This is a genomic window from Clostridium polynesiense (assembly GCF_000820705.1).
In the GTDB taxonomy this organism is placed as follows: domain Bacteria; phylum Bacillota; class Clostridia; order Clostridiales; family Clostridiaceae; genus Clostridium_AA; species Clostridium_AA polynesiense.
In genome coordinates this window covers 24,776-36,480 of sequence record NZ_CCXI01000093.1, presented here as the reverse complement: position 1 = coordinate 36,480, position 11,705 = coordinate 24,776, and the positions used below count along the sequence as shown (strand labels likewise).

Here is an 11,705-nt window from a genome sequence, read left to right as displayed (position 1 = left end):
CTTTAGATTTCCCTTTAATAAGGTCTATCATCATAGAGGTGGAAGCCTGAGATATAGCACATCCAATTCCTGTAAAGGCTGCATCTTCAATAATATTATCCTTAAATTTAACCTCTAAAGAAATTTCATCTCCACAGCTCGGATTATGACCTTTCTCTATAACGTCAGGCATATCAATGTGCCTCCTATTTCGTTGAGAAGAGTTGTGTTCCATTATAAGTTCTGTATATATTGAACTAAGATCCATATCCTAACCACCTCCTGACATTTTTTATTGCATCTACAAAGATATCCACATCTTCATAGGTATTATAAAGATAAAAGCTTGCTCTGCAGGTGGAATTGATGTTTAAATATCTCATTAAGGGCTGTGCACAATGATTGCCGGACCGCACAGCAACACCGTATGAATCAAGGATAGAGGAAGTATCATGTGGATGTACATCTTTTACATTAAAGGATATGATTCCTCCTTTTTTTGAGGGCTCTTTAGGTCCATACAATGTTACTATATCAAGCTTTTTCAGTTTTTCATGAGCATATTGAAGAAGGTCTTGAACATGAGCTTCAATATTATTAATCCCTATGGAATTAATATAGTAAATAGCTTCTTTTAGTCCTATGGCTGCCTCCACATTTTGAGTTCCGCCTTCAAACTTAAAGGGAAGATCAGCATAACTGGTGTTCTGTTCATAAACATATTCTACCATATCTCCTCCAAATAAGAAGGGAGGCATTTTATCAAGGAGTTCTCTTTTTCCGTATAATACCCCGATTCCCATAGGAGCCATGATTTTGTGGCCTGAAAAAACTAAAAAATCTGCATTTAAATCCTGTACATCTACTGCGGTATGAGCGATGCTTTGAGCGGCATCTACGCATACTACTGCACCGGCTTCATGAGCATATTCAATTATTTCTTTTACAGGGAAGATAGTTCCTAAAGCGTTGGACATTCGAGTCACTGATACAAGCTTTGTATTTTTAGTGATCTTATTTTTAACCTCTTCTGAAGTAAGCTCGCAATTATCGTTAATATACATATACTTTAAAGTTGCTCCCTTGGCTTTTGCTACCTGCTGCCAGGGGATTAAATTACTGTGATGCTCTGCTATGGAAATGAGAATTTCATCTCCAGGATTTATATAATTCATCCCATAAGAGTAAGCCAAGAGATTAAAAGCTTCCGTGGAGCTTTTAGTAAAAATTATTTCCTCCACATGTGCTGCATTGATAAACTCTTTTACAACCCTTCTGGATTCATCATAAGCTTCTGTAGAAGAGGTGCTTAAAGAATATGCACCTCTATGAGGGTTTGCATTAATCTTTTCATAGTATCCTTTGATAGAATTAATTACCTGCTGAGGTTTTTGAGCAGTGGCTGCACTGTCTAAATAAACCAGTTTTTTTTCTTGAGAACCTTGAGATAATACAGGAAAATCTTTTATATAGCTTTTGACATCAAAATCCTTATTCATTTTCAATGCGGCCTTTTATATCTGATTTAATATTATCTCTTAAGGAATCTATAGGTATTTTATCCAATATAGGTGCAAAGGATGCTTCTATGAAAATCCTTTTAGCTTCTTTTTCATCAAAGCCTCTGCTCATAAGATAAAATAGCTGGGACTCATCTATTCTTCCTGCACTTGCAGCATGTTCTCCTTCTACATCATCCTCTTCACAAAGGAGCAGCGGTACTGCATCGCTTTTAGCTTTTGGGCTTAAAAGCATACAATATTCCTCTTCTCTTCCTTTAGAGCGAACAGCTCCTTTTTGGAAGTCTATAGTACCTCTGAATATTTTTTCGCATTGATCAAGAAGTACACCTTTTGTAAGTATATTACCTCTTGATCTTCTTCCTCGGTGGCTCATAACATAATTCATGTCTATATATCTTTTTCCGCTTCCCAAATACATTGTATCCGCATGTGCAGCAGCATTATCTCCAACTAGATAGGTATGGCTGCTTGTAATGCTGTTTTTAGCTCCCAGTTCAATAGAAACTATATTTACCTCAGCATTTCCTTCAACGATGGCAAAGGATGCATCAAAGTGATTAGATTCATTGTTAAGAGTCTGAATTTTAATTACATTTACACGGGATCCCGCTTTGGCGTATATCTTTGTCATACCGTTGTGAAAAGCTTCAATATCTTTCTCTGACTTATACTGAAGAACCACTGTAAAGCTGCTGTTCTCCTCAGCAATTATCAAATTACTATCCACTATGGCTTCGTTATCCTTATCAGCAGTAAATTCTGCAACGATGGGCTCTGTAAGCTGTATTCCATTAACGCTCTGCACTACCATACCGCAGTTGCTGCTTAATTCGGACATTTTAGTAAGCTCATCGCCTACGCCATATTCAAAATCCTTATTATAATTTAAAAATTTAATATTATTTAAAGAAGATTGAACAGTAACACCTAAATTAGAAGAGGAGGGAAGATAATCCTTTTTATAGGGTTTAATTTCCGGAACCTCTATATTTTTTAACGTTATATCATTTACCTGAAGCCATTTATAGGTTCTTACAGGAATTTTATTGATATTTTCAAAAATTGATTGCTGCATATCTTACACCTCCTATCCTATAGTACCTTTTAATTCTAATTTAATTAAATTATTCATTTCCACGGCATATTCTAATGGAAGTTCTTTAGAAATAGGTTCTACAAAACCTCTTACTATCATAGCTTTTGCCTCTTCTTCGCTTATACCTCTGCTCATCAGATAGAATATAGCTTCGTCACTAATCCTTCCGATTTTAGCTTCATGTCCGATGTCTACTTCGTCGTTATTTAAATTAATAACAGGTATAGTATCGGATTTAGAAAGCTTATCAAGCATCAAGGATTCACAGGCTACAGTGGATTTAGAATGATGGGCCTTTCCTGTAACCTTAACCACACCCCTGTAATTTGCCACTCCGCCATCTTTACAAATTGATTTAGAGTGAATGGTAGAGGAAGTATATGGTGCGGCGTGAATTACCTTGGAGCCTGTATCTAAAATCTGACCTTTGCCTGCAAAGGTTATACCGGTAAATTCGGATTTTGCACCTTCACCTTTTAAAATGCTCATAGGATAAAGCATGGAAATCTTTGATCCAAAGGAACCGGATACCCATTCTATAGTACCGTTTTTATCTATGGTAGCTCTTTTTGTGTTTAAGTTGAGCATGTTTTTTGACCAGTTTTCAATGGTTGAATATCTCAGGGTGGCATCCTCTTTAACGTAAAGTTCTACACATCCTGCATGAAGGTTTGTAACCTTATACTTAGGAGCGGAACATCCTTCTATAAAGTGAAGCTTCGCTCCCTTTTCAACTATTATTAATGTATGCTCAAATTGTCCTGCACCTGGAGAGTTAAGCCTGAAATATGACTGAAGGGGAATATCTACAGTTATTCCTGCAGGGACATACACAAAGGAACCTCCGGACCAAACTGCACCGTGAAGTGCAGCAAATTTGTGGTCATTAGGTGGCACTACCTTCATAAAATACTGTTTAACTATATCTTCGTAATCTCTTACAGCAGTATCCATGTCAGTATATATTACTCCCTGCTTAACTAAATCCTCTCGTATGCTGTGGTAAACCACTTCAGAATCATATTGAGCTCCTACTCCTGCCAGGGATTCACGTTCAGCCTGAGGGATTCCCAAAAGCTCAAAGGTGTTTTTTATCTCTTCGGGAACATCCTCCCAAGAGGTTTTCATATCGGTATTAGGCTTAACATAGGTAACTATGTTATCCATATCCAGCTCCGACAAATCCGGTCCCCAGGTAGGAAGATTGATATTATTATAAATATCTAAGGATTTAAGTCTGAAATCTGTCATCCACTGAGGTTCATTTTTTTCTTTCGAAATTTCTAATATAACTTCTTTAGTAAGACCTTTTTCTGATTTATAGGTATATTTATCTTCATTCCTTACATCATATATACCTCTATCCAGATCTTCTATATGAGTTTTTTCTCTTGATTCCATATTATAATCACCGCCTTAGGATATGAGCTCATGCTTGAACTCTTCATAACCTTTTTCATTAATTTCATTAGCAAGTTTGCTGTCGCCTGTCTTAACAATCTTTCCGTCAATTAGAACATGGACAAAGTCTGGTTCTAAGTATTCCAATATCTTATTATTATGTGTGATGATGATAAGGGCATTTTCATCGTTTTTAAAGACTTTAACGCCTTCAGCAACGATTTTTACAGCGTCTACGTCAAGCCCTGAATCAGTTTCATCAAGTATAGCAAGCTTAGGATTTAGAACAGCCATCTGAAGAATTTCGTTCTTCTTCTTTTCTCCTCCTGAAAATCCTACGTTTAAGTATCTTGAAGCGTATTCTTCAGTGATGTGAAGAAGCTGCATCTTTTCTCTAAGAAGCTTTTTAAAACTCATAAAACCTATGTTTTCTCCGGTTAAAGCGCTTTTTGCACTCCTTAAAAAGTTTTCTACAGTTATGCCTTCAACCTCTTCCGGGTATTGAAAGGATAAAAATATTCCTTTATTTGCTCTTTCATTAGCTTTAAGCTCGTTAATATTTTCACCTTCAAAATTGATTTGACCCTCTGTAATAGAGTATTTAGGGTGTCCCATTATAGTATTTGCCAGAGTGGATTTTCCACCTCCGTTTGGACCCATAACTACATGTATTTCACCTTTATTAACCTTTAAATTCAATCCTTTTAAAATAGCTTTTTCATCTACTGCTGTGTGCAGGTTATTGACTTCTAATATTAAATCTGACATATATGTCACTCCTTGTTATTTAATTCAGAGTAAACTACTCAACATTATATTTACATATTAGCAAACCTTAAGTAATTAGTCAATTATTAATAATCATTATTAGTTAATAAAAACCTGAATATAATTAGTTTACAGCAGGGGTAGTTAAGAATATAATAGTATATTAGGATGTGAGTTTAAAAATTAACAATGATTGGTAATTATTATTATTATTATTATTAAAGGAGGAGTAATAAATGGAATGGTTTAAAGACTTAAATCCGGTAATTCAGGCTCTTTTAGCTACTTTGTTCACTTGGGGGCTTACTGCTTTAGGTTCAGCACTTGTTTTCTTTTTTAAAAATGTAAGTAAAAAAATATTAAATTCCATGCTGGCTTTTGCAGCAGGGGTAATGATTGCCGCAAGTTTTTGGTCACTATTAAATCCTGCTATAGAAATGGCTGAATCCTTAGGGAAAACACCATGGGTTATGGTTTCTGCTGGTTTTATGTCAGGAGGATTATTTTTACTGTTAGTTGATAAATTTCTTCCTCATCTTCATTTAGGATTTGAAAGAGATGAAAGCGAAGGTGTTAAAACAAGCTGGCAGAGAAGTGTGCTATTAGTTCTTGCAATAACCCTCCACAACATACCGGAAGGTTTAGCGGTGGGGGTAGCTTTTGGAGCGGCAGTTGCCGGACTTCCTTCAGCTACTTTAGCCGGGGCAGTAGCCTTAGCAATAGGTATAGGAATTCAAAATTTTCCTGAAGGAGCAGCAGTATCTTTGCCATTAAGAAGAGAAGGTTTTTCTCCTTTAAAAAGCTTTATGTATGGTCAGGCCTCAGGTATAGTTGAACCTATAGCGGGAGTGATTGGAGCTTTTGCTGTTATTTCTATGAGACAAATTCTTCCTTTTGCATTATCCTTTGCCGCTGGTGCAATGATTTTCGTAGTAGTAGAGGAACTTATCCCTGAAGCTCAGCATGATGGAGAAACTGACATATCTACTATGGCGGCGATGATTGGATTTACTGTTATGATGATTTTAGACGTAGCTTTAGGATAAGAGTACAGGGGTTTTTATGGTATTTAGTAAAAAACTATTGTAATTATGAATTAATTATGTATAATAATAAATGTGGTTTAAATGCAGGTGTGGCGGAATTGGCAGACGCACTAGACTTAGGATCTAGCGCCTACGGCGTGGGGGTTCGACTCCCTTCACCTGCACCATGTTTGCGGGAGTGACTCAACGGTAGAGTGTCACCTTGCCAAGGTGAAAGTTGCGGGTTCAAATCCCGTCTTCCGCTCCAAAGAAAATTCATGGTTAAGATTTTGGATTATCCATGGATTTTTTTATTTTTATTATAAAAATTATATAAAAACTACAATATCTTTAACTATAGTTAAAAAATAATAAAAACTGGAAATCTATATAGATTTCCAGTTTTCTATTTATATTAATCTGTAATTTATTTAGCTGAGGGAAAGAAAGGTCTTAAAGAACCTGCTACAGAGCTTATAGGCAGTGTCTGAAGAATAATTCTTCCAGGTCCCTTTACTACGGTGTTAAATAGTCCTTCTCCTCCAAAAAGCATATTTTTTATTCCAGGAACAGTTACGACTTCCATAGTACAGGTTTCGCTCATGGCGGCAAGATAGCCCGTATCTACTATCATAGATTCTCCAGGAGCAAGGGTGTATTCTACAGCGTGTCCGTCTATTTCTACAAAGGCTGTTCCTTGACCTGAAAGCCTCTGCATGATAAAGCCTTCGCCGCCAAAGAAACCGGAACTTAGCTTTTTTTGAAAATGTACAGACAGGCTAACTCCTTCTTCAGAAGCAAGAAAACCAGACTTTTGGACTATCATTCCGTTATTGGGTGTTATATCGAAAACCTTAATTGACCCGGGAAAGCTTGAAGCAAAAGCAATAGTTCCTTGAGTATTTCTAGCAGTATATCTGTTTTGAAACAGAGCCTCTCCTGAAAACATTCTACCAAACACTTTGCTAGCTCCACCATTACTGGTAGTTTCCATATTTATATTGGCGGTCATCCAGCTCATAGAGCCTCTTTCTGTAATCATGGATTCTCCAGGTTCCAAGGTACATATAACTACTGGCAGGGGAGTTCCTTCAATCTTGTATTTCATATCACCACTCCTAAATATTATTTGGATTAATTTTAATCCGATAAAGATGAAATATATTCAGCTTAAAAGTTGGCTAAGAGACTTTCTAATTCTAAATCCTCCAGCATGTATTCGTCATAGATACGCCTTCCCATGAGTATATATATGACATCACTGCTTTTATAGCCTTCCTTATATAGCTTTGAATACCGTAAGATTTTTTTTAAGCGGCTTCGTGAAATATCTAAAATTACTGCCAAGTCTTCTGCACTGTAGTATTCATTATTTAATATATCTGTTAATTTATTTTGAAGCTCTAATTTGTATTCTAAATCTATTTTTATATTTTTATGAGGGCCGTGTTTCCCTCTGTGATGGTTTGGGCACAGATATTTATAATTCAGCGGGTAGTCAATGCCTCCCTGACTTTTATATATTATATGATGTTTATCTGCTTTTTTACCGCAAACTTCACATAAATTCAATAAAATTCCTCCCAACTTAATAAAATAAATACATATGCTAGTAATTAAATTATAAAATATTTATTTTGTAATTTCAATTTATTCATAAAGGGGATAAGATTAATATGCTTTAGTGAAAGGCAGATAAAATCATTTTTTAATAAGAATAAAATGCTGATTTAGGTTGACATTTTATTTTATAGTAATTATAATAAAATTCGTAAGTAAATTAAGTGATGGGATATAGCCAAGCGGTAAGGCACTGGATTCTGACTCCAGTATGCGCAGGTTCAAATCCTGCTATCCTAGCCAAACCAGTATTAATGAGGATTTAGATGCATTTTTGTATTTAAATCCTCATTTTTTTTTGCTTTTTTTATAATAGTAGTCCATGCGTTATCTAAATAAATATTTCATAGAAGGGATGTGAGAAAATGGGGAATAATCGCATAAAACTAGATAAAATTATTGAAATTAATCCAATATCCAAAGATATCCATGATAAATTAACCATTGGAAATTTTAATAATTTATTTTATGTATTTCTAAAGGTTAAAATGCTTCAAGGCTTATCTGATGTAACTTTGAATGACTACAGAAGGTATAAGAAAACCCTAGATTACTATTTGAAGCAAGTGTTGGGACTAGAAGAGTCCATGATGTTAAAGGTAGAGTATTTTATTGAATACATTAACTTTATGAAATTGCAAAAGAAGTATAGTAATAACACTATAAATATTAGATTAAGGTATATTAAATCTTATCTAAATTGGTTGAAAGAAGAAGAATATTTAAAGGAGAATTTCAATAAAAAAATTAAATTAATGAAAACACCAAAAGATACAATAACAGCCTTAGATGCTGGGCAAGTTAAGAAATTACTAAAACAAATAGATACTACAACCTTTACGGGATTACGAGATTATACACTATTTTTAACTATTTTGGATACAGGTATTAGGATAAAGGAAGCGCTTGCATTAGAAGTTGAGGATATTAATTTAAACGATAGTATTGTAACCGTTAAAGCTACCAATTCCAAAACAAGGACTGAGAGGTTTTTGCCTATATCTAAGCGTGTAGCAAGGTTGTTGAATGAATTAATTAAAATATCTAATAAAAATAATAGTAATTATGTATTTATCAATGAATACGGTATGCCCTCATGTTATTTAGGAGTAAGAAGTGCAATGAATAGGTATTCACAAAAGGCTGGGTTCCGCTGCACATTATATATGTTAAGACACACATATGCAACGAATGCAGTTAAGGCTGGAATGGATATATTTTCCCTGCAAAGGATTATGGGACATACTGAATTATCTACTACACGCAAATATGTGCAACTAGATACAAAGACAATACAAGAAAAGCATAGACAGGCAAATGTACTAGAGAAGCTACTTGAATAGCATAAAAAATGTAGAATGTGCGAACAAGATAATCAACAAAAGGAGCATTTTAAATGAATAAAGAAACACTATGGAGTGGTATTGAGCATTGGTTACAAACTGATGAATTTATTAACAGTGAAATTGAAACTATTGTGAATGAAAAAATTGAGTTTATTGAAAGTCATTTTACCTATGAGGACATATGTCATGGAATTTATGAATGGTTAACGGCCGGAACTATTTCCTATAAGTATGTTGAAAAATATATTGATAAATTAATTGTTGATCGTATTGGACAAAATTAAAACAAATAGACAATTTTAAAAAAGAAAAAGCTAGAGTCTGTTGAGGACAAAATTAAAACAACAGATTCTAGCACATAATTAAAAACCGATACAACTTAAATATTAAAGCACATACAACCTTAAAAATTTAATATTTAAATTATATACAACCTTATCATTATTCTATTGAAAAAAAGAATAGATGTCAAGGCTGTATTTCCTATACTCTTTTTTAATGACAGGTATAGGTACTGGAAGCCTAATAACAGTATAAACTTGACCGGTAAGCTGAGCCACTGCAAAAAATCAGCTATCATGTAAAGCAAGGAAGAATTACCTTTGTTATATTCCTTGGAAGGTGTTTACGTGTCGTATGGTGAGTGGCAGCCAATACCCTGTAAATAATAGTCATGGTGGTAGCTTGGGGCGGTAAATCGCTGGTGGTTAATGGCAATTATACATAATGGACAAGCTTGTTATGGTAAAGCTATTAATGTGGGAGCAGTTTATAACAAAGGTATTAAAGAATGGTGGCATTGAACACTCAACTATTTACATTAATTAATAAACCTACTTATGTTACAGTTATTTTTAGTTATTTTACTGTAATATAGGTAGGTTTATTATGTCAGTCCGGAAGGCTTGATCCTCAATTATTTAAAAAAAGTTGTCACAGGTACTTCTAAATTCTGAATAGGTTTATGTAAAGTAAAAAAGGAGTGGTTAAAGTGAAAGAATTTAAAAGAACTAAAAAAAGTATTGACGCTAAAGAGGGAGAGATTAAGGGGAAGGTACAAATAATAGAGCGGTCATATGGAGAAGTGTGCGGCGAAGGTGGAGAATATTATATTATTCCTAACTGGTTACATCCGTTACTTACAGAGATAGGACTAACATCACAGGAGAAACTTGTATATGAATGTTTATTAAGGTACTCCCACAATTCAGAGAAAGATCCATATCCAAGCCAAGAAACAATAATGAAATTTACCGGAATTAAAACGAAACACACAGTTATTAGATGTTTAAATAAATTATATAGCATAGGATTAGTTAAATTATTAAAAAAAGGTGGTAGACATACCCACGCTCATATTGCAACAAATGAATATAAAGTTTATTACATTTATGAAGAAAAGTACTTGAAAAAAATTAAAAAAACAGATAATAAGGCTTAATTTAAAGATGTTTTACTTTTTGCACTTATTTATACTGTATTAAAATTATACTTGTTTTACTTTTGTCATCCTTTAAATAGAAGGTGTTAAAATTATGCATGGGGGTAGTGTTAAATTTGATTATAGGGGTAGTGTTAAAATTAACATAGAATGAATAACTAATATATAAATAACTAATATATAAATAATTATATGCTAATAGCTAAAGCTATAACCTAAAGGGGTACTACAATAAGTATCAAAAATATATTATGGTTAAATTAATACATATATAATAAAGATATTTATGTAAAGTTGATACAATTGTTAAATGTAATTATTATGTTGTTATTTAGTGTCTATGAGTGCAGTATTTACAATTAAAATACATTAAAAGGTAAATATATTTGTTTAATTAGTAAACTCATAAAACAAATTTAAATTTATGGTGCCAAATTTAACACGTAAAGATACTATATATAATTTCATTTATACTATATATTAACTGCTTCTTTACGTGTTAAAAAGTAAAAACAACTTTTACTATAGTAAAAATTATTAAAAAAAGTTTGACAAAAATAGTTACATTTTAAGCCGTTAGTTGACCTAGTAAGTGAGAAGGTATTTGTACCTTTGTAAACAAACTAGGGGGTAATGAAATGAGTTTAAGTAAAGTTAGTGCGAAGAATGCTTCCCAGGAACATTTGTTAGCTGGTGTAATAAACGTTATGGAAAGGGAAAGTAAGGTTTTAGAGCATATTCCATTTAAAGAAGTTAGAGCGTTAGTTTATAGGCAAAATTTAAATACTCTACTACCTAAGGTGGATTTTAGGGATCTTTACACCGGATATAACAGCGATTTTGTTGAATTTGAAACTGAAGTGTTTGAGCTAGAGCCATGCGGAGCGGACGCTGATGTTGATTTAGTATTAGTATATGGGCAAAATATAACAGATCTAAGATCCGAAGTAACTACGATAAAAGCTGAAGCTGTTGCTTCCACTGTTGAAGAAGCCTTTTTCAATGGAAATGGAATCGGACACATTCCAAAAGGCTTATTAACGCTGTTAATGGAAGGGAAGAAGGGTACAGCTATAACTGGAAGTTTATCGGGTAATAAGGTGGATGTTGAAAGAGACATGGATTTATTATATCAGTTAATAGATGGTGTTCACGGTGGTGCTGAGTTTTTATATATGAACAAGGCGACAAGAAGAAAGCTGAATTTTGTATTTCATAATATGGGTTATAACATAGTTGTAGACTCCAACAAGTTTGGACAGCCTGTAACAAAATTTAATGGTGTTGAAATTGCTTTGACCGAACATTTAAAAGATGGGGTTATTGTAGCTGTAAGGTATGGAGTTAAATATATAGAAGGGCTTACAAACGGTGGTTTGTCTATAAGAGATCTAGGAGAATTGGACAGTAAACCTGTCCTTAGAACTAGAATTGATTTTACCTTTGGGGTGAAGGTAGGGCATCCAAGAAGTTTTGCTGTACTTCAAGCAGCAGCTTAGTATTTAT

12 protein-coding genes and 3 tRNA genes are annotated in these 11,705 nt (G+C 33.9%); 8 read left to right on the top strand and 7 right to left on the bottom strand.

Annotation, left to right across the window (positions count from 1 at the left end; all coding sequences use genetic code 11):
• The 5 genes from sufU to sufC all read right to left on the bottom strand — a co-directional run.
• Positions 1-247 (bottom strand): Fe-S cluster assembly sulfur transfer protein SufU (gene sufU, locus TA89_RS08685; protein WP_040212569.1); only part of this gene is annotated, 247 nt, incomplete at its 3' end.
• On the bottom strand, positions 237-1,478 hold the full coding sequence (locus tag TA89_RS08680) for a cysteine desulfurase (RefSeq protein ID WP_040212559.1): 1,242 nt from the start codon (positions 1,476-1,478) through the stop codon (positions 237-239). The genes sufU and TA89_RS08680, both read right to left, overlap by 11 nt.
• Positions 1,471-2,577 carry a Fe-S cluster assembly protein SufD gene (gene sufD / locus TA89_RS08675; protein ID WP_040212557.1) on the bottom strand — a complete coding sequence of 369 codons (1,107 nt, stop codon included), beginning with the start codon at positions 2,575-2,577 and terminating at the stop codon, positions 1,471-1,473. Before sufD ends, TA89_RS08680 begins: the two co-directional genes overlap by 8 nt.
• Before the next feature lie 12 nt (positions 2,578-2,589).
• The gene (sufB, locus tag TA89_RS08670; RefSeq protein WP_040212555.1) at positions 2,590-3,999 is read right to left on the bottom strand and encodes a Fe-S cluster assembly protein SufB; all 1,410 of its coding nucleotides are present in this window, start codon (positions 3,997-3,999) and stop codon (positions 2,590-2,592) included.
• Positions 4,000-4,014: 15 nt separating this feature from the next.
• The gene (gene sufC, locus TA89_RS08665; protein ID WP_040212554.1) at positions 4,015-4,767 is read right to left on the bottom strand and encodes a Fe-S cluster assembly ATPase SufC; all 753 of its coding nucleotides are present in this window, start codon (positions 4,765-4,767) and stop codon (positions 4,015-4,017) included.
• A 236-nt stretch (positions 4,768-5,003) separates the two neighbouring features.
• Here sufC and TA89_RS08660 point away from each other — a divergent pair, with 236 nt between their 5' ends.
• The 3 genes from TA89_RS08660 to TA89_RS08650 all read left to right on the top strand — a co-directional run bounded on the left by TA89_RS08660 (position 5,004) and on the right by TA89_RS08650 (position 6,060).
• Positions 5,004-5,813 (top strand): ZIP family metal transporter, encoded by an 810-nt coding sequence (locus TA89_RS08660; protein ID WP_040212551.1) that lies wholly within the window; start codon positions 5,004-5,006, stop codon positions 5,811-5,813.
• A gap of 83 nt (positions 5,814-5,896) precedes the next feature.
• Positions 5,897-5,980: transfer RNA gene (locus tag TA89_RS08655), tRNA-Leu, on the top strand.
• Positions 5,981-5,985: 5 nt separating this feature from the next.
• Positions 5,986-6,060, top strand: a tRNA-Gly gene (locus TA89_RS08650).
• 159 nt (positions 6,061-6,219) lie between these two features.
• On the opposite strand, the gene TA89_RS08645 is transcribed toward TA89_RS08650, so the two are convergent.
• Both TA89_RS08645 and TA89_RS08640 read right to left on the bottom strand, forming a co-directional pair.
• Positions 6,220-6,900 carry a TIGR00266 family protein gene (locus TA89_RS08645; RefSeq protein WP_040212549.1) on the bottom strand — a complete coding sequence of 227 codons (681 nt, stop codon included), beginning with the start codon at positions 6,898-6,900 and terminating at the stop codon, positions 6,220-6,222.
• Positions 6,901-6,962: 62 nt separating this feature from the next.
• Positions 6,963-7,364, bottom strand: coding sequence for an HNH endonuclease (locus TA89_RS08640; RefSeq protein WP_040212548.1), 402 nt, complete (start codon positions 7,362-7,364; stop codon positions 6,963-6,965).
• Between the two features lie 216 nt (positions 7,365-7,580).
• Between TA89_RS08640 and TA89_RS08635 the strand changes: the two genes are divergently transcribed.
• The 5 genes from TA89_RS08635 to TA89_RS08615 all read left to right on the top strand — a co-directional run bounded on the left by TA89_RS08635 (position 7,581) and on the right by TA89_RS08615 (position 11,698).
• Positions 7,581-7,655 (top strand) — tRNA-Gln (locus TA89_RS08635).
• A 122-nt stretch (positions 7,656-7,777) separates the two neighbouring features.
• Positions 7,778-8,755: a tyrosine-type recombinase/integrase gene (locus TA89_RS08630; protein ID WP_040212546.1), complete on the top strand. Its 978-nt coding sequence runs from the start codon at positions 7,778-7,780 to the stop codon at positions 8,753-8,755.
• Between the two features lie 53 nt (positions 8,756-8,808).
• Positions 8,809-9,042 (top strand): hypothetical protein, encoded by a 234-nt coding sequence (locus TA89_RS08625; RefSeq protein WP_040212545.1) that lies wholly within the window; start codon positions 8,809-8,811, stop codon positions 9,040-9,042.
• A 707-nt stretch (positions 9,043-9,749) separates the two neighbouring features.
• The gene (locus TA89_RS08620) at positions 9,750-10,199 is read left to right on the top strand and encodes a helix-turn-helix domain-containing protein (protein ID WP_040212543.1); all 450 of its coding nucleotides are present in this window, start codon (positions 9,750-9,752) and stop codon (positions 10,197-10,199) included.
• A 638-nt stretch (positions 10,200-10,837) separates the two neighbouring features.
• Complete coding sequence (locus TA89_RS08615; RefSeq protein ID WP_040212542.1) at positions 10,838-11,698, top strand: major capsid protein; 861 nt, start codon at positions 10,838-10,840, stop codon at positions 11,696-11,698.
• Positions 11,699-11,705: the final 7 nt, after the last annotated feature.